This is a genomic window from Micromonospora zingiberis (assembly GCF_004331455.1).
GTDB classification, from domain to species: Bacteria; Actinomycetota; Actinomycetes; order Mycobacteriales; family Micromonosporaceae; genus Micromonospora; species Micromonospora zingiberis.
Genome location: NZ_SJJR01000011.1, coordinates 94,143 through 110,623, shown reverse-complemented (window position 1 = coordinate 110,623; position 16,481 = coordinate 94,143). Strand labels below are relative to the sequence as shown.

Annotated in this window: 17 protein-coding genes; 8 read left to right on the top strand and 9 right to left on the bottom strand. The window is 71.4% G+C overall.

Going from position 1 to position 16,481, the window contains the following annotated elements; all coding sequences use genetic code 11:
- Positions 1 to 106: 106 nt before the first annotated feature.
- On the top strand, positions 107 to 2,227 hold the full coding sequence (locus tag E0H26_RS17615; protein WP_131304858.1) for an ATP-binding SpoIIE family protein phosphatase: 2,121 nt from the start codon (positions 107 to 109) through the stop codon (positions 2,225 to 2,227).
- A gap of 1 nt (position 2,228) precedes the next feature.
- Here the strand turns inward: E0H26_RS17615 and E0H26_RS17610 are convergent, their stop codons facing one another.
- The gene (locus E0H26_RS17610; RefSeq protein WP_131304856.1) at positions 2,229 to 3,188 is read right to left on the bottom strand and encodes an NAD(P)/FAD-dependent oxidoreductase; all 960 of its coding nucleotides are present in this window, start codon (positions 3,186 to 3,188) and stop codon (positions 2,229 to 2,231) included.
- 174 nt (positions 3,189 to 3,362) lie between these two features.
- Between E0H26_RS17610 and E0H26_RS17605 the strand changes: the two genes are divergently transcribed.
- Both E0H26_RS17605 and E0H26_RS17600 read left to right on the top strand, forming a co-directional pair.
- Positions 3,363 to 4,730: a glycoside hydrolase family 6 protein gene (locus E0H26_RS17605; RefSeq protein ID WP_131304854.1), complete on the top strand. Its 1,368-nt coding sequence runs from the start codon at positions 3,363 to 3,365 to the stop codon at positions 4,728 to 4,730.
- Between the two features lie 193 nt (positions 4,731 to 4,923).
- Entirely contained in the window at positions 4,924 to 5,511 is a 588-nt protein-coding gene (locus E0H26_RS17600) for a general stress protein (RefSeq protein WP_131304852.1), read from the top strand.
- A 91-nt stretch (positions 5,512 to 5,602) separates the two neighbouring features.
- On the opposite strand, the gene E0H26_RS17595 is transcribed toward E0H26_RS17600, so the two are convergent.
- Positions 5,603 to 6,124 (bottom strand): GNAT family N-acetyltransferase, encoded by a 522-nt coding sequence (locus tag E0H26_RS17595; RefSeq protein ID WP_240742244.1) that lies wholly within the window; start codon positions 6,122 to 6,124, stop codon positions 5,603 to 5,605.
- A gap of 169 nt (positions 6,125 to 6,293) precedes the next feature.
- On the opposite strand from E0H26_RS17595, the gene E0H26_RS17590 reads away from it, so the two are divergent.
- Entirely contained in the window at positions 6,294 to 6,770 is a 477-nt protein-coding gene (locus E0H26_RS17590) for a MarR family winged helix-turn-helix transcriptional regulator (protein ID WP_131304848.1), read from the top strand.
- 11 nt (positions 6,771 to 6,781) lie between these two features.
- Positions 6,782 to 7,771, top strand: coding sequence for a pirin family protein (locus E0H26_RS17585; RefSeq protein WP_131304846.1), 990 nt, complete (start codon positions 6,782 to 6,784; stop codon positions 7,769 to 7,771).
- A 59-nt stretch (positions 7,772 to 7,830) separates the two neighbouring features.
- On the opposite strand, the gene E0H26_RS30330 is transcribed toward E0H26_RS17585, so the two are convergent.
- Together E0H26_RS30330 and E0H26_RS17580 are read right to left on the bottom strand one after the other, a co-directional pair.
- A complete protein-coding gene (locus E0H26_RS30330; protein WP_276320401.1) occupies positions 7,831 to 7,959 on the bottom strand; it encodes a hypothetical protein in 129 nt (42 codons plus the stop codon).
- Between the two features lie 119 nt (positions 7,960 to 8,078).
- Entirely contained in the window at positions 8,079 to 8,780 is a 702-nt protein-coding gene (locus tag E0H26_RS17580; RefSeq protein ID WP_240742243.1) for an acetoacetate decarboxylase family protein, read from the bottom strand.
- 421 nt (positions 8,781 to 9,201) lie between these two features.
- Here E0H26_RS17580 and E0H26_RS17575 point away from each other — a divergent pair, with 421 nt between their 5' ends.
- Positions 9,202 to 10,026 carry a SigB/SigF/SigG family RNA polymerase sigma factor gene (locus E0H26_RS17575; RefSeq protein ID WP_131304842.1) on the top strand — a complete coding sequence of 275 codons (825 nt, stop codon included), beginning with the start codon at positions 9,202 to 9,204 and terminating at the stop codon, positions 10,024 to 10,026.
- A 56-nt stretch (positions 10,027 to 10,082) separates the two neighbouring features.
- On the opposite strand, the gene E0H26_RS17570 is transcribed toward E0H26_RS17575, so the two are convergent.
- From E0H26_RS17570 to E0H26_RS17560, 3 genes are read right to left on the bottom strand one after another with little or no spacing between them, the layout of a single operon-like run.
- Positions 10,083 to 10,682, bottom strand: coding sequence for a GNAT family N-acetyltransferase (locus E0H26_RS17570; RefSeq protein WP_131304840.1), 600 nt, complete (start codon positions 10,680 to 10,682; stop codon positions 10,083 to 10,085).
- Positions 10,679 to 12,202 (bottom strand): APC family permease, encoded by a 1,524-nt coding sequence (locus E0H26_RS17565; protein WP_131304838.1) that lies wholly within the window; start codon positions 12,200 to 12,202, stop codon positions 10,679 to 10,681. Before E0H26_RS17565 ends, E0H26_RS17570 begins: the two co-directional genes overlap by 4 nt.
- Before the next feature lie 41 nt (positions 12,203 to 12,243).
- A complete protein-coding gene (locus E0H26_RS17560; RefSeq protein ID WP_131304836.1) occupies positions 12,244 to 12,870 on the bottom strand; it encodes a GOLPH3/VPS74 family protein in 627 nt (208 codons plus the stop codon).
- Positions 12,871 to 13,013: 143 nt separating this feature from the next.
- Here E0H26_RS17560 and E0H26_RS17555 point away from each other — a divergent pair, with 143 nt between their 5' ends.
- Positions 13,014 to 13,856 (top strand): helix-turn-helix domain-containing protein, encoded by an 843-nt coding sequence (locus E0H26_RS17555; RefSeq protein ID WP_131304834.1) that lies wholly within the window; start codon positions 13,014 to 13,016, stop codon positions 13,854 to 13,856.
- Positions 13,857 to 13,899: 43 nt separating this feature from the next.
- The gene (locus E0H26_RS17550) at positions 13,900 to 14,100 is read left to right on the top strand and encodes a DUF397 domain-containing protein (RefSeq protein ID WP_131304832.1); all 201 of its coding nucleotides are present in this window, start codon (positions 13,900 to 13,902) and stop codon (positions 14,098 to 14,100) included.
- Positions 14,101 to 14,223: 123 nt separating this feature from the next.
- Here the strand turns inward: E0H26_RS17550 and E0H26_RS17545 are convergent, their stop codons facing one another.
- Together E0H26_RS17545 and E0H26_RS17540 are read right to left on the bottom strand one after the other, a co-directional pair.
- Entirely contained in the window at positions 14,224 to 15,450 is a 1,227-nt protein-coding gene (locus E0H26_RS17545; protein WP_131304831.1) for an epoxide hydrolase family protein, read from the bottom strand.
- A 228-nt stretch (positions 15,451 to 15,678) separates the two neighbouring features.
- Positions 15,679 to 16,407 carry a PP2C family protein-serine/threonine phosphatase gene (locus E0H26_RS17540; RefSeq protein WP_131304829.1) on the bottom strand — a complete coding sequence of 243 codons (729 nt, stop codon included), beginning with the start codon at positions 16,405 to 16,407 and terminating at the stop codon, positions 15,679 to 15,681.
- Positions 16,408 to 16,481: the final 74 nt, after the last annotated feature.

Sequence of the window (16,481 nt, the reverse complement as noted above, 5' to 3'; positions counted from 1 at the left end):
GACAGGCCACCACAGACCCGCCCTGACCTGGCCTTACTTCCCCGACGCCGAGCACCCCGACGCATGATCGAAACACTGGTCGGGCCACCGGACTAGGCTGCTGTCCATGCCAGGTACGGTCGGGCGAGTCCCCACGCCAGCAGGCCCCGTCCCGGGCGCACGCGCGCCGGGCGACGCCGGCATGGTCGGCCGCCACCAGTGGAGCGGCACGCGGCTCGGCCCCCCGGAGTACTGGGACCTGGCCGTGCGGGCCGCCGCCGAGATCGTGCTCGCCTCGCGCGCACCGATGGCGCTGCACCTGGGCGACGAGTTTCTGCTGCTCTACAACGACGCGTACGCGGAGCTGATCGGCGACAAGCATCCGCAGGCCCTCGGTCAGCCGGCCCCGCAGGTCTTCGCGGAGGTGTGGCCGATGCCGGGTATCGGTGACATCGTCGAGCACACCTACCGCACCGGCGAACCGTTCCTGGAGCGGGAGGTGACCCTGCCGCTGCGCCCGGACGCCGGCCAACTCGACCAGGCCGTGTACGTCCGGGCCTGTTCGCCGGTGCGGGACAGCCGGGGCCGGATCGTCGGCGTGCTGTCCGTGGTCACCGAGACCAACCCGGCGACCCGGCAGTTGCAGGGGCTCAGCGACTTCGCCGCGGCACTGTCCGGCACCCTCACCCTGGACGACGTGGCCCGGGTCGCGCTGCGTTACGCGATCACCTCGTTCGACGCCGACCGGGTCTCCTTCGCCGTGGACGACGGGGGCGGCTGGCGACTGGCCCGACGGGTCCGGGGCGAACTCGTGGACGAGGCCGACGAACGGCTGCCCCCGCTGTGGCGGCGCGGGCCGGCGGACTGGCCGGCCCCGGCGGTGGTCAGCGCCCGCAGCGGACGGGCCAGCTACACCAACGACGGCGAGCCGCTGCGCGAGATCGCCGCCGACCGGCACGACCAGAGGATCCAGGCCCTGGCCGCGGTGCCGCTGCGGGCCGCCGCGGTGCGCGGCGCCCTCACCGTCGGCTACCGGTCCCCACACACCTGGTCGGCGCCGGAACGGGCGTTGCTGGCCGCGTCGGCCGAGTTGGTCGGGCAGGCCACCGAGCGGGCCCGCCGGTTCGAGACCCAGCACGGCACCGCCCAACTGCTGCAGCGCAGCATGCTGCCGGAGAATCTGCCGGGCCTGCCCCGGCTGCGGATCGCGGCGCGCTACGACCCGGGCGTCGACGGCAACGCCGCCGGCGGCGACTTCTACGACGCGTTCGTGCTGCCCACCGGCGACCTGGGCGTGGTCCTCGGCGACGTCGCCGGACACGACGTGCAGGCCGCCGCCCGGATGGGCCAGGTGCGGGCCGCCCTACGGGCGCTGGCCCTGGGCGACCCTCGCCCCGACCAGGTGCTCATCGGGCTCGACCGCCTGGTCAGCAGCCTGGGCGCCGAGGCCGGCACGCACGAGCTGTTCGTCACCGTGGCGTTCGGGGTCATCGACATCGATCGCGAACTGCTCACCCTGGCCAGCGCAGGCCACCCGGCGCCGCTGCTGCGACGCTGCTCGTCGGGCGGTGAGCCGAGGGCCGAGTACGTCGAGGTGCCGGCCGGTGCGCCGCTGGGCGTCGGATACCGGCCGGCGACCTGCACCGTGGCGTTCCCGCCCGGCGACACGTTGCTGCTGTTCAGCGACGGCGTGGTGGAACGGCGGCGGCAGGGGCTGTCGCACGGTCTGGCCCGACTGGCCGAGTCGGTGGCCGCGGCCCACAGTGGCGACCCCCGGGCGCTCTGCGCCGCCGCCACCGCCGCGGTGCCCGGTGCCACCGAGGACGACGTGGCCGTACTCGCGGTCGAGTACGCGCTGCGCCCGAGCAGATCGGCCCGGATGGAGGTACCCGCCGAGCCGACCGCGCCGAGCCGGGTGCGGCACTGGATGACCGCTCAACTCACCGAGTGGCGGGTGGCCGAGTCCGTGATCGGCGCGGCGGTGCTCTGCACCAGCGAGCTGACCACCAACGCCCTGCTGCACGCCGGCACGGCGGCCCGGGTGGAGATCGATCTGAGCCCGGAGCGCCTGCTGGTGTCGGTGGCCGACTCGGGCTCGCGCGGCACGGTCACCCGGGCCCGTACCGACACGCTGAGCAGCCGGGGCCGAGGGCTGGGCCTGATCGAGGAGTTGAGCGATGCCTGGGGCACCGACCCCACCGTGCGGGGCTCGACGGTCTGGTTCGAGATCCTGACTCCGCCGCAGTAGCTCAGGCCAGCCGCCGGGCCAGGGCACGCCCGAGGTCGCGGCCGGAGCGCCAGGCCGTCTGCACCCGGGGCGGCGTACCGAACGCGTCCCCGGCCAGCCCGATCCCGTCCTCGTCGAGGTGGAATCCGGCGGTGGCGGCGGCCGTGGGTTGGGCGTACGTCCAGCGGTGCATGTGCACGTGTACCGCCCGATCGGGCAGGGCGAGCAGGTCGCGTACCGCCGCCTCGACCGTCGGTGCGGCGGCGGTGGGCTGGGCGAGGTGCCCGGCGGCGAACTGCGCGGTGGTGTGCGCGACGAGCACGGGTGCCTGGTCACCACGTCGGTCGCCGTCGTCACAGACCAGGCGCAGCACCGGGTGGTCGTTGACGAAGGCACCACGGAAGTCCGCCCAGCGCCGGGCCGGGAACCGCAGTACCGCCGCCAGCGACGGTGACCACCGCTGTTCGCCGAGCACCTCGGTGGCGGCGGCGAGCGCCGGGTCGAGCAGCAGCGCGGCCTGCGGCCCGGGCATCGCCAGTACGGCCGCCCGGCACCGCTGGCCATCCACCGTGGGCCCCGGCCCGACCTCGAGCACCAGCCGGTTCACGTTCAGGGGCAGTTCCTGTGCCAGGTGCTCGACAAGCGAGCGAAGTCCTCGTGGCGCCGCCCACCGCATCGGGCCGCCGACGTCCTGCCGACCCCCTTCGCCGTACGCGACGAAGGTGTCCGTCCACTCGCGGACCAGTCCGGCGGCCTGCCACCCCGCCACCACCTCGGCGAAGTCCGGATCGCTCGCGGTGAAGTAGGCGGCGCCCAGGTCGGCGGGGCGTCCGTCGAACCGCTTGCTGGCCATCCGGCCGCCGGCCACCCGGCCACGCTCGCGGATCTCCACCGGTACGCCGGCACGGCGCAGTTCACCCGCGCACGCCACACCGGCGATGCCGGCACCGACCACCACGACGCCCGTCCGGTCCATAGCCATCCGGTGATCTTAGGCATCGCGTCCGACCGGGGTTTCGCGCCTGGCAGCCGGGGTGCGATCGGCGAAGCGGGGATGCTTCCGGAAGGTCTTCACAATTCCGCAACGGGCCCGTACCTTGGCGGACATGTGGGAGCGCTTCCACGTATCTCTTTCGATGTATCCGAGGAGCAGACCATGAGAACCCGAAGCACGTTCGCCGTGGTCGGCGCGGCGGCGACGACACTCGCCGTCGCCGCCACCGTCGGCGTGGGCGCGCTACTGGCGACGCCCGCCGCGGCCGCCGACTCCGCCTTCTACGTCGATCCGCAGACCAGCGCCGCCCGGTGGGTGGCGGCCAACCCGAACGACTCACGAACCGCGGTGATTCGGGACCGGATCGCCAACGTGCCGCAGGGCCGCTGGTTCACCACCACCAACACCTCGACCGTACGCGGCGAGGTGAACTCCTTCGTCAACGCCGCCGCCAACGCCGGCAAGATCCCGATCATCGTGGTCTACAACATCCCGAACCGGGACTGCAGCGGCGCCAGCAGCGGCGGCGCCCCGAACCACACCGCCTATCGGCAGTGGGTCGACCAGGTCGCGGCCGGTCTGGCGGGCCGGCCGGCCACCATCATCCTCGAACCCGACGTGCTGCCGATCATGACCAGCTGCCAGAACGCCAGCCAGCAGGCCGAGACGCGGGCCTCGATGGCGTACGCCGGCAAGGCGCTCAAGGCCGGCTCCGCCGCCGCCAAGGTCTACTTCGACATCGGACACTCGGCCTGGCTCTCCCCCGGCGAGGCCGCCGCCCGGCTGACCGCGTCCGACATCGCCAACAGCGCCGACGGCATCTCGCTGAACGTGTCGAACTACCGGCGCACCAGCGACGAGGTGGGGTACGCCAAGTCGATCATCGCCGCCACCGGGATCTCCCGCCTGAAGGCGGTCATCGACACCAGCCGCAACGGCAACGGCCCGGCCGGCTCGGAGTGGTGCGACCCGCCCGGACGGGCGATCGGCACGCCGAGCACCACCGCCACGGGCGACGCGGCGATCGACGCCTTCCTCTGGGTGAAACTGCCCGGCGAGGCCGACGGCTGCATCGCCGCCGCCGGCCAGTTCGTGCCGCAGCGGGCGTACGACCTGGCCGTCGCGGCCGGACCGCCGCCGACCACCACCCCGCCGACCACGACCCCACCCACCACCACCCCGCCGACCACCACGCCGCCCACGACCAACCCGCCCACCGGTGGCTGCACGGTGACGTACACCCCGAACGCGTGGACCGGCGGCTTCACCGCCGAGATCCGGGTGACCAACCGCGCCGCGGCGCTGACCGGTTGGACGCTGGCCTTCACGGTCGGCTCCGGGGTGCGGCTGAGCAACGGCTGGAACGGTGTGTGGAGCCAGTCCGGCACCCGCGTCGAGGTGCGTAACCTCGACTACAACGGCAACGTGCCCAGCGGTGGCACGCTCAGCGTCGGCTTCCAGGGCACCTGGACGGGCAGCAGCCTGCCCGCGCCGAGCGGTTTCACCCTCAACGGCACCGCCTGCGCCTGATCGGCCGGGCCAGGCCCCTTGCCACCGCCTTCCGGGCGCCGGCGAGGGGCCTGCGCCTGTGCCCACTCCTCCGTCGGGGCCCGCGAGGCAGACCCGGGTCACCGCCGGCACCCGTGGCAACGCAGCCAGGGAACCCCGACGCGTTACCCCTGCCATCGGGCGGGAACGCGTTCGGCGACGAAGGAGGAGACCCATGACCACACAGTCGAATCCCCCGGCCTGGCAGCCGGGCGTGACCGGCGGCGGCACCCTCCCGTCGGGCCCGGGCGGCCGGACCACGGCACCCAGCGGCGACGGGCACGGCCCACAGCTCGGCCCGCCGACCGTGACGATCGGGACGTACCCGGACTATCCCTCCGCCCAGCGGGTGGTGGACTACCTCGCCGACAACCGGTTCCCGGTGGAGCGCAGCGCGATCGTCGGCACCGACCTGACCCTGGTGGAGACCGTCCTGGGTCGGATGACCACCGGCCGCGCGAGCCTGATCGGCGCCGGTACGGGCGCCTGGTTCGGCCTCTTCATCGGTCTGTTGTTCGGCATCTTCACCATCGGCAACTGGGTCGCGGTGATCCTCGCCGGCCTGGTCATCGGCGCCATCTGGGGCGCGGTGTTCGGCGGCGTCGCGCACGCGATGACGGGCGGCCGGCGTGACTTCACCTCCGCCAGCTCACTGCGTGCCGGCCAGTACGCGGTCATCGTCGATGCCGACGTGGCCGAGCCGGCCCGTCAGCTCTTGGGCCGACTGCACCTGGGCGGCCGTACCCCGCAGACCGCGGGCTGAGCACCTGAAGCGACGCGTTGCCGGCCTGCAAACCGGCAGTCCCCGGCCAGCCCGGCCGGGGACTGCCGGTGCTGATCCGTCGGGCCTGCGGTCAGTCGGTGGCCAGCCGGGCATGCAGATGCTCGTCGTGGCGGCGGCCGTCGCCGTAGCGGTGCGACTGTCGCAAGGTGCCCTCGGCCAGGTAGCCGGCGCGCTCGGCGACCCGGCAGGAGGCCGGGTTGGCCACCGCGTGACACAACTCGATCCGGTAGAGGCCGAGTTCGGTGAAGGCCCAGGTGGTGAGGCGGGTGACCGCCGCCGAGGCAAGCCCACGGCCACGCGCAGCGGGCACCGTCCAGTAGCCGATCGAGGCGTCACCGTCGTGAATGCGGTGCAGCGACACCGAACCGAGCAGTGTGCCCGGCGCGGCCGGGTCGGCCACCGCCAGCGAGACGTGAGCGCCGTTGGACCAGTCGGCCCGGCGCCGTACCCACCGCCGGGCGGCAGTCAGGTCGAGACCGTCGCCCTGCGGATTCCACTGGGCGATGGCCGGGTCGCGGAAGGCGTCGAGCGCGCCCTGGGCGTCGGCGTCCTGCCAGGGACGTAGCAGCAGGCCGGGGCCGGTCAGTTCCACGCCGGGCAGTCTGGCACACGCCCGCCGGCAGCACCGCTGGAATTCCGCCGCCCGCCCCGGAGCGCTAGTTCAAACCTTCAACACTGCCTCCGTACAGGCCCCTACCGATCGTCCGGGCATGCACGCGGGGCTGTTGTTCAAATTTTGATTACCGTGTTACCATGGCGCCATGACCGAGAGCCTGGACAACGACCGCCTGACCGCCTGGCGGGCGTACATCGAAGCCAGCCAGCGCCTGTTCACCCGGCTGGAGGACGACCTGCGAGTCGCCAGCGGGCTGAGCTTTGCCGACTACCACGTGCTGGTGCTGCTCTCCGAGGTTCCCGGGCAACGACTCCGGATGGGCGAGCTGGCCGGTCGACTGGTCTTCTCACCCAGCCGGCTGACGTACCAGGTCTCGTCCATGCAGCGGCGCGGCCTGGTGGCCCGGCAGCCGTGTCCGGAGGACGGGCGGGGCAGCGAGGCGGTGCTCACCGCCGCCGGCCTGCTCGCCCTGCGCGAGGCCGCCCCGCACCACCTGCACTCGGTACGCACCCACCTGATGGACGACCTCGACGACGCCGAGATCGCCTGCCTGACCAGGATCTTCACCCGACTCGGCCAGCGGCTACAGGGAACCGCCAGCGCCGCCCCCAGCGACAGTTGAAGGAGCCTCCGATGCCCGCCATCACCGTCGACAACGTCCTCGTCCTGCCCCGCCTGCCCAAGCTGGACGAGTCCACCACCGTCATCCGGCCGGTCCGCCGGCTCACCACCGCGCCCAGCGGCTTCGAGGGCGAGGGCTTCCCGGTGCGCCGGGCCTTCGCGGGCGTACCGACCAGCGAGCTCGACCCGTTCATCCACCTCGACCAGATGGGCGAGGTCGACTACGCCCCGGGCGAGCCGAAGGGCACCAGTTGGCACCCGCACCGGGGCTTCGAAACCGTCACCTACATCATCGACGGGATCTTCGACCACCAGGACAGTCACGGTGGTGGCGGCACCATCACCAACGGCGACACGCAGTGGATGACGGCCGGCAGTGGCCTGCTGCACATCGAGGCGCCGCCGGAGCACCTGGTGGTCAGCGGCGGGCTGTTCCACGGCACCCAGCTCTGGGTCAACCTGCCCAAGGTGGCCAAGATGAACCCGCCGAAATACCAGGACATCCGGGGCAACCAGGCAGCCCTGCTCACCACGCCGGACGGCGGGGCGCTGATCCGGGTGATCGCCGGGGAGATCGCCGGGCACCAAGGGCCGGGATCGACGTACACCCCGATCACCGTCACCCACGTGACGGTGGAGCCGGGCGCGCAGGTCGACCTGCCCTGGCGGCCCGACTTCAACGCCCTGGTCTACGTGCTGGGCGGCCGTGGCACGGTCGGCGCCAACGGGCGCGGCGTACGGACCGGGCAGCTCGCGGTGCACGGGCCGGGTGACGCGCTGCGGTTCCGGGCCAACGCCCGGCAGGACAGTCGTACCCCGGCGCTGGACCTCTACATCATGGGTGGCCAGCCGATCCGGGAGCCGGTGGCCCAGTACGGCCCGTTCGTGATGAACAGCCGTGACGAGCTGATCCAGGCCTTCGAGGACTACCAGGCCGGCCGGCTCGGGGTCGTCCCGGCAGAGCGGGTGCCGCACACCGACGGCCAGGGATCTCGGCCCTGACCTGCGGCGACGGTGTCAGCTTGGGGGGCGCCCGGTGCGACCGGGGCGCCCCCTGGAGGTCAGGAAACGGCGAAGATGCCGGCCACCCCGAGCAATACCATCACCAGTACGGCCAACAGCGCCCCCCGTTCTCCCTCCACCGTCTGCTCGCGGTGCTCGGTCACGGCGCTCGTGGTCTCGCCGGGCATGGTGCGGCCTCCTCGAAGTAGGGGTGTTTGCCGATCCGGCGACTGGTTTACCCGTTCCGAACAGCGGAAACCCCCACAGCCCCAGCAAATCGCGGGACCGTTGGCGAGACGAGGACGGCCTAGAACCGGTCCAGCAGCGCACCGCTCGGCCAGGCACCCGTACCCGGCGACGGCTCCAGAGCGCCCAACACGGTGAGCCCACCCGGGTAGGCGAAGGACGACCGCGGCGAGTAGTAGCCCCAGGCGATGGTGAGCGGGTTCTCCGGACGAAGCGCGTAGATCGGGTGCTCCGGTTCCAGGAACTCCACCGACTCGATCTCGAACTCCTCGACCGGCTCGGCGACGACCGGGTAGATGCTGCTGACCAGTTGCCCGTGCAGGGCGGTGAGGTAGCGGTGGTGGCCGTTGTGCGTCGCGTGGCCGGTCTCACCGACGCGGACCTGGGCCCGGATCATCGTGACGCCGTCGACATCGGTCTCGGCCACCAGCGACTCGCGGCGCGATTCGATCGTGGTGCTGCCGGCCAGAGCGGGGGCACCGCGGGCAAGGGCGTAGCTGCGGACCTGCTCGCTGGAGGTCACGTAGTGGGTCCACCAGCCGCCCGGGGTCACCCCGTCGGGGGCGTTCACGTCGGCCAGCGTCACCCCGAGGTAGGCCAGCGAGTACGAGCCGAACCCGGAGGTCTGGGTCGGGTCGTCGACGACGTACTGGTTCATGAAGACCTGCCGGTCCGGGTGCGGTCGCAGCCCGGGCGGGACGAGCGCCGCCACCGCGTCCGGATCCGCCGGCAGCCAGCTGAAGTAGAGCGAGCGGCTGTTCACGACGAGATGAGGTACGGCAGGGTCGAGCACAGGGCCTCCGAACAGGGGTGTACCGCGACGCTAAGGCCAGTCCCATGCACGGGACAAGGACTGAAAGGCGACAGTCCGTCGGGTCGCCGCCACCCACCTCAGCCGCTCGGGCGTACCTGGCCCACCGGCCGGTCGGGTCGGTCAGGCGAAGGGCTTGTTCGCCACCCTCCGAACGGGCAACGGAACCCGCATCGGCCGGCGCTTCGCATGCCTCAGGACAAGCACTGCGCCCGGTTTGTGAGGTTATCCGAACGATAATCACTTAAACACATCGTCCGTTCGGCTAGATTTCGGCGGCACGATCAGGCTATGGTGACTCCCGAACGGACTAACAGCGCACCACCAAAGCGTCACGTCTTTTACCCGCGGACGAGGTGCAGGGAGGACCACCATGACCGCGCCAACGATCACCAAGCCGGCGACCGAGCCGGCGACCGCGGCGACGAAGCTCGACCCGCGAGCGCTCACCGACAGCGCGACCGACCTGCTGAACGCGATGGCCGCGTTGCCCGCCGGGCATCCGTCCCGCGCCGCGCTGCGCGACCGGGCCATCGAAGCCTGGCTGCCGCTGGCCAACCACCTCGCCCACCGCTACAGCGGACGGGGCGAGCCGACCGACGACCTGGCCCAGACCGCGGCGGTCGGCCTCATCAAGGCCATCGACAAGTTCGACCCCACCCGGGGCGTCGACTTCGCCGGCTACGCGATCCCCACCATCATCGGCGAGCTGAAGCGCCACTTCCGCGACCGCACCTGGGACATCCGGGTGCCCCGGCGGTTGCAGGAGCTGCGCCTGGCCATCTCGGACGCCAACAGCACGCTGCTGCAGAGCCTGGGTCGCTCGCCCACGGTGGCCGACATCGCCGCCCACCTCAAGCTCACCGAAGAAGAGGTGCTGGAGGGCCTGGAGGGCGCCCGCGCGTACAACGCGGTGTCGCTGTCCACGCCGACCGGCGACGGCGACCGGGCGACCGAACTCGGCGACATGCTCGGCGGTGAGGACGGCGAGTTCGAGCTGGCCGAGCTGCGGGTGGCCCTCGGGCCGGCGTTGGCCACGCTGGACGAGCGGGAGCAGAGGATCCTGACGCTGCGGTTCTACGGCAACCTGACGCAGTCGCAGATCGCCGACCAGATCGGCGTGTCACAGATGCACGTGTCCCGGCTGCTGGCCCGGGCGCTGACGAAGCTGCGGGGGCAGCTCGACGGAACGTACTAGGAGGGGGTGGCGATGGTGGCCGGGCCGGCGGGCCCGGCCACCATCGTGTCCGGGGATCAACCGGGTTCGGTGCCCGGCTCGCGCCACATCGGCCAGAACGGTGTGCCGTCCGGCAGCCGGAACGGCTCGGACACCCGGTAGCCGTGTCGCGCGTACAGGTCCCGACTGGTCTCGCTGCTCGCCTCCAGATAGGCCGGTACGCCGTTGGCGTCCAGCCAGGCGTGGTGGTGACGCAGCAACGCGCTCCCGACGCCCTGGCCCTGGCGGTCCGGCCGCACGGCCAGCAACGCCAGATGGTGGTGATCGGCGTGCGGGTGGTTCGCCGCGAACAGCTCGTCGAGGTGCGCGAAGCGGGGTGTGAACTCCCCACACGCGGCGGCCAGCCGCGCGTCGTAGTCCTCCGGCGGAGGCAGCGGGTCACCCACCGACGGCAGCCAGACGGCGACGCCGGTCCGGTCCTCGGTGCCGAACACCAGACCGTGCCGCAGGGCGTACGCGACGACGATCTCGAACTGACCGGCGAGCACCGACTCCCGCTTGGCCTCGTCCGGCACCAGCCACCGGGTCGCGTCCAGCACCAGGAACGCCTCGGCGATCCGTTCGGCCACCCACCGGGCGTCGGCCGCGCCGAGCCGCTCGATGGTCGACTGCCTCATCGCCGCGCCCCCGCCGTCGGCGGCACCGGCTCGGTGGCCGGGGGCACCACGACCGCCGCGGCGCTCTCCGCGCCCAGCCCGATCCGGGCGTACGTGTCGGGGCGGCTGCGCCGCAGCACCAGGCCCCACAGCGCACCGAGCGCGGCGGCCACCGGGTAGGCCGCCGGGAAGAGCCAGCGCAGCGGCGAGTCCGGCGCCACGCCGAGCAGGTTGGCGAAGTTCTGCACCGCCAGCACGATGATCGCGATCAACGCGACCGCGGCGATCCCGGGGGCGATCAGCCGACGCCACAGGGTCTCCTGCTCACCGCTGCGGGCGAAGTACACGATGATCGCTACCGCGGTCGTCGCGATCAGCAGCAGCACGCCGAACCCGCCGCTGGTCCCCAACCAGAAGAACAGCTGGAGCACCGGGTCCCAGCCGTTGACCGCGTACAGCAGGATCACCGCCAGGCCGAGCGCGCTCTGGGCCAGCGACGCGGCCCGGGGCGCACCGGTGGTCGGCGAGGTGCGTCCGAACACCGCCGGCAGCACCCGCTCCCGGCCCAGCGCGAAGGCGTACCGGGCGGTCGTGTTGTGGAACGAGATCATCGCGGCCAGCACCGAGGTCAGGAACAGCGCCTGCCCGATGGTCAGCACCGTGTCGCCCAGGTGCGCTCCGGCCAGGTTGAAGATCAGTTCGACGCTCTGGGTGCCGGCCTCCTCGACGATGCGGTCCGGTCCCACGGCCACCGTCATGCTCCACGAGGAGAGCGCGTAGATCACCGCGATGATCGCCACGGAGAGATAGGTGGCCATCGGCACGGTCCGCTTCGGGTCCTTGCTCTCCTCACTGAACACCACCGACGCCTCGAAGCCGACGAAACCGAGGATCGCCAGGACCAGGACCGCACCGACGCCGGGTACGAAGAAGTTGTCCGGGGAGAAGGCCGCGAAGCTGGCACCGCCGGCGGCCGGGTTGCTCAACTGGCCCAGGTCGAACACCACGATGATGGCGATCTCGGCGCAGAGCAGTCCGGCCAGCACCATGCCGTTGATGTCCACCCGGAGCAGGCCGAGTACACCCACCAGCGCCCAGGCCACCAGCGCCACCACCCACCACTGTGGGGCGATGCCGAACAGCCGGTCCAGCACCGGCGTGGCCGCCGCGCCGATGGTGCCGTAGAGCCCGACCTGCAACGCGTTGTACGCCAGCAACGCGACCCAGGCCGTACCGACCCCGGCCGGGCGTCCCAGGCCCCGGCTGACGTAGGCGTAGAAGGCACCGGCGTTGGCCATCCGGCGGGCCATCGCCACGTATCCGGCGGAGAACAGGGCCAGCACCGCCGCGACCGCGAGGAAGGCCAGCGGAATGCCGAGCACTCCGATGACCCCGTAGCCGGTGGTGACCACCCCGGCGACCACGGTCAGCGGTGCCGCCGCGGAGAGGACGAAGAAGACCACCGACGGTACGCCGAGCCGGCCACGGGCCAGCGCCTCGGAGACGTTGCTTGGTCGCTCGGTTGTCACAGTGGAGGACATGACTGCTCCGGTTCAGGGTGAGGGGTAGGGGGTGTACCGGTTCAGGGAATGCCGCGCAGCACGGCCGCGCCCACCGCGGCCTCGGTGTGCGCCACGAGTTCCTTCAGCGGGGCCGGTAGCGCCGGAATGATCAGGTTGAGCCGGTGGTGGGCACGGGGGCCGGCGCTCCACAGCACCTCCCGGGTCAACCCGGCGGCGGCGACCAGCCCGAGCAGCAGCGCGTCGGGGACGCTGGGCGGGTCGACGCGTTCCAGCACCGCGCGCAGCCGGGTGGCCGGCCAGGCGGCCACGTTGGGATCGATCGGCACGTAGCTCACGCTGGTCCGCAGCAGTCGCCGGGTCTCCTGCCGGCGCAGTACGCCGGCCCGGGCGAGCCGCTCCCCCACCGAGGTCGCCGAGGTCTGGGCGAGAAAGCTGAGCCAGGTGCGTACGGCCTGGTGCTGGGCCTCACCGACCAACTGGTCCAGCACGGTGTGCGCCAGCGCGTCGCCGGGCGGGCGACGGTCGATCACGTGGACCTGGCCGTTGGTGACCGTGATGTGTCCATAGAGGATCAACTCACCGAGGAGGCCGCTGGCCAGGCCGAGGCCGGTCGCTGCCGGATGCAGTTTCGCCTTGCCTCGGATGTCGTTGTGAGCGATCAGGAAGAACTCGTCGGCGATGAGCAAACGTCCTCCCGGAATCGCCGTCCATTGTGATCGCTAACTTCGGGCAAGCATGCACCTCGGGCAACTGCAATGCAACTCCCGTATTCGACAGTTGCACTCCGTACTGATGCGACCTGCGCCTTTTCCCATGACAGACTCGGAGGGTGACCGCGAGCCCCACCGTCCGCCGCCGCCGCATCGCCCGGGAACTGCGCCAATTGCGCGAAAGCACCGGAATGACCCTGGATGCCGCCGCTCGGCAATTGGACATGTCCAAAAGCAACCTGTCCCGCATCGAGAACGCCCAGATCGGCATCAAGCCGCGCGACGTACGTGCCGCGCTGGCGCTGTACCAGGTGACCGGCAACGACGCCGAGGCACTCATCGAGATCGCCCGCGGTGCCCAGCAACGCGGCTGGTGGCAGCACTACAGCGACGTGCTGCCGGAGTGGTTCGAGTTCTACGTCGGACTGGAGGCCGAGGCCGCCACCCTGCGCACGTACGAGGCCGAGGCGGTGCCCGGCCTGTTGCAGACCGAGGCGTACGCCCGGGACGTCTACCGGCTGACCGCCGGCGAGGACGACCTCGACCGCAAGGTGGCCGCCCGGCTGCGCCGGCAGGACGTCCTTCGCAGTGACGATCCGGTAGAGCTGTCGGTGGTGTTGAACGAGGCCGTATTGTTACGCCCTGTCAGCAATCGGGCCGTCATGGCCGGACAACTGTCCCATTTGGAGACTGTCGCTCAACTACCGAACGTCACGATCCAGGTACTTCCGTTCGAGGCCGGCGGGCACCCCGCGATGAACTCGCCGTACGTCCTCCTCACGTTCGCCGACGCCGCCGACGCCGCCGTTGTCTACCTGGAAAATCTCACGACAGGCCTGGCACTGGAGGAGGCTACGCAGGTGCGCTCGTATAGCCTTGTGCACGAGAGGCTGTGCCGGTTGGCGCTCGATCCCACGGCATCCATGATCCGCCTGAAGGAAGCCTCTCGCTACTATACGTGACCGCGCTGGCGCGGTCACCGTCAGTATCGACGAAGGGATCGCGATGACCGCGCTCGACCTGTCCCGAGCGAAGTGGCGCACCAGCACGCGCAGTGTGGGTAACGGCAACTGCGTGGAGGTCGCCACCGTCGACGGTCACGTCGCGGTGCGGGACAGCAAGGATCGCGGCGGGCCGGTTCTGGCCTTCGCGGCGTCGGCCTGGAACGCCTTCGTGCTCGGCCTCGACGAGGCCGACGGCCGCTGAGCCGTCCGGCGCGCAGACGCGGGGCACCGGCAGCGGTGCCGAACAGGGGCAGCCTCCACCCGGGAGGCTGCCCCTGTGCACCGGCCTGCACCGAACACCTCGACGCCCGGCCCACGGTGCGTGCTAGCGAAGTGGCCGGAAGCCGGCACGAAGTTCCTCGGCGAAGACCTCCGGCTGTTCCCAGGCCGCGAAGTGCCCACCCTTGTCCAGCTGGTGGTAGTAGATGAGATTCGGGTACGCCCGCTCGACCCAGCTGCGCGGAGCCTGGTACAGCTCGTCCGGGAAGGCGCTCACCGCGGTCGGCACCGAGACGCCCTTGGTGGCGAAGAAGGAGAGCTGGTTCTCCGCGTAGAGACGCGACGCGGAGACCGCCGTGTTCGTCAGCCAGTAGAGCGTGATGTTGTCGAGGATGTCGTCCCGGGTCAGGCCGACCCGGCGGCCGGCGAAGGCCTGACAGATCAGGTCCAGGCTCCGGGCGTCGTGGTCGAGCAGGAACGCCGCCAGGCCCACCGGTGAATCCGCCAACCCGGTCAGCGTCTGCGGCCGGGTCGCCATCATCAGGGCGTACGCGACGTGCTTCCACACGAAGTCCAGCTGCTCACTCGCGTGCTGTTCCTCGGCGGTGAGATCGCCCGGCAGGGAACCGAGCGCGTTGGTCGCCCCGGAGACGTCGGACTGGAACAACGCGTCGAGGTCCGGCGGCACCGCGCCCGGCATGTTGGTGTGGATGCCGAGCAGTTCCGCCGGCGCCTGCACACCCATCTGGTCGGTGACGATCGCGCCCCAGTCGCCGCCCTGGGCCACGAACCGGGTGTACCCGAGGCGCTTCATCAGTTCCGTCCAGGCGCCTGCGATGTGCTCGGGTCCCCAACCGCCGACGGTGGGCTTGCCCGAGAAGCCGTGCCCCGGCAACGACGGGATCACCAGGTGGAAGGCGTCCGACGCGCTACCGCCGTGCGCGGTGGGGTCGGTGAGCGGCCCGATGATTTTGAGCTGCTCGATCACGGATCCGGGCCATCCGTGCGTGACGACGAGCGGGAGCGCGTCCTCGTGTCGCGACCGGACGTGGATGAAGTGGATGTCCAGCCCGTCGATCTCGGTCATGAACTGCGGCAGATCGTTGAGTCTCGCCTCGATCTTCCGCCAGTCGTACTCCTTCTCCCAGTAGCCCGCGAGCGCCTGGATGGTGGCGAGCGGCACGCCCTGCGACTGGTCGTCGACGGTCTCCTTGTCCGGCCAGCGGGTCGCCGCGATGCGCTTGCGCAACGCGTCCAGCTCCGCCTGCGGAATCTCCACCGTGAACGGCCGGATCTGCGCGGTGCGTACCGGCGCCTCGGTCTTGACAGCCATGCATGCCTCCTGTCCCCGTGATCGGGATCAAGCAGGTGGGATTGCCGGCCGTCGCCCGGTCAGGCGCGCATCCCGTGGACGGCGGCTGCCTCGACCAGGCCGGTCCCGAGGAACATGCCGCCTCGGCCAACACTAGAACGCCGCCACGACGGCGACGGGGCCATCGGAGCAACGTCCCGTTCGCGGTCTTCGGCGGAGGGCGAGGTGGTGTGGTGCCGGTTGGCCGCCTCAGTCCTCGTCGACCACGTCCGCGACGACGACCGTCACGTTGTCCGGTCCGCCGGCACGCAAGGCGAGGTCGATCAGCCGCCGCGCGCACTCCTGGCGATCCGGGTAGCCGGCCAGCACCTCGGCCAGCGTGTCGGCCTGCACGACGTTGGACAGGCCGTCGCTGCACAGCAGCCAACGGTCGCCGGCCCAGGGCAGCATCGTCGCGTACGTCGGTGCGACGTCGTCGCCCTGCAGCGCCTGGGTGACCACGGCCCGGCGGGGGTGACTGCCGGCCTGCTCGGGGGTGATCAGTCCCTGGTCGACGAGCATCTGCACGAAGGTGTCGTCCCGGGTGATCTGCTTCAGCACGCCCTCGCGGAACAGGTACGCCCGGGAGTCACCCACGTGCGCCAGCGCCAGGCAGCTGCCGGTACGCGCGAACAGCAACGCGGTCAGCGTGGTACCCATCCCCTGCCGCTGCGGGTCCTCCGCGACCGCCTGGCGGATCCGGCCGGTGGCCAGTTGGATGCCGCTCTGCAACGCGGCGACCAAGGCGTCCTCGGGGGTCTCCACGTCCAGCGGCGCCATCGCGTCGATGGCGATGGCACTGGCCAGGTCACCTGCGGCCATGCCACCCATGCCGTCGGCGACGGCGACGAGCCAGGCACCGGCGTGCACGGCGTCCTGGTTACCGCTGCGGATCAGCCCACGGTCGCTCGTTCCGGCAGAACGTAGCTTCAGGGTCATGGCACGCAGCCTGCCAGGCGAAGGGCGCGGTTGTCTCTAGGAGATCGGGACGACCGGGCGCGGCGCGGCGAATC

What these genes read in the sequence shown, in the direction of transcription:
- E0H26_RS17615 (WP_131304858.1), top strand. Translation starts at nt 107, where the DNA reads ATGCCAGGTACGGTCGGGCGAGTCCCCACGCCAGCAGGCCCCGTCCCG.
- E0H26_RS17610 (WP_131304856.1), bottom strand. Translation starts at nt 3,188, where the DNA reads ATGGCTATGGACCGGACGGGCGTCGTGGTGGTCGGTGCCGGCATCGCC.
- E0H26_RS17605 (WP_131304854.1), top strand. Translation starts at nt 3,363, where the DNA reads ATGAGAACCCGAAGCACGTTCGCCGTGGTCGGCGCGGCGGCGACGACA.
- E0H26_RS17600 (WP_131304852.1), top strand. Translation starts at nt 4,924, where the DNA reads ATGACCACACAGTCGAATCCCCCGGCCTGGCAGCCGGGCGTGACCGGC.
- E0H26_RS17590 (WP_131304848.1), top strand. Translation starts at nt 6,294, where the DNA reads ATGACCGAGAGCCTGGACAACGACCGCCTGACCGCCTGGCGGGCGTAC.
- E0H26_RS17585 (WP_131304846.1), top strand. Translation starts at nt 6,782, where the DNA reads ATGCCCGCCATCACCGTCGACAACGTCCTCGTCCTGCCCCGCCTGCCC.
- E0H26_RS30330 (WP_276320401.1), bottom strand. Translation starts at nt 7,959, where the DNA reads ATGCCCGGCGAGACCACGAGCGCCGTGACCGAGCACCGCGAGCAGACG.
- E0H26_RS17575 (WP_131304842.1), top strand. Translation starts at nt 9,202, where the DNA reads ATGACCGCGCCAACGATCACCAAGCCGGCGACCGAGCCGGCGACCGCG.
- E0H26_RS17570 (WP_131304840.1), bottom strand. Translation starts at nt 10,682, where the DNA reads ATGAGGCAGTCGACCATCGAGCGGCTCGGCGCGGCCGACGCCCGGTGG.
- E0H26_RS17565 (WP_131304838.1), bottom strand. Translation starts at nt 12,202, where the DNA reads ATGTCCTCCACTGTGACAACCGAGCGACCAAGCAACGTCTCCGAGGCG.
- E0H26_RS17550 (WP_131304832.1), top strand. Translation starts at nt 13,900, where the DNA reads ATGACCGCGCTCGACCTGTCCCGAGCGAAGTGGCGCACCAGCACGCGC.
- E0H26_RS17545 (WP_131304831.1), bottom strand. Translation starts at nt 15,450, where the DNA reads ATGGCTGTCAAGACCGAGGCGCCGGTACGCACCGCGCAGATCCGGCCG.
- E0H26_RS17540 (WP_131304829.1), bottom strand. Translation starts at nt 16,407, where the DNA reads ATGACCCTGAAGCTACGTTCTGCCGGAACGAGCGACCGTGGGCTGATC.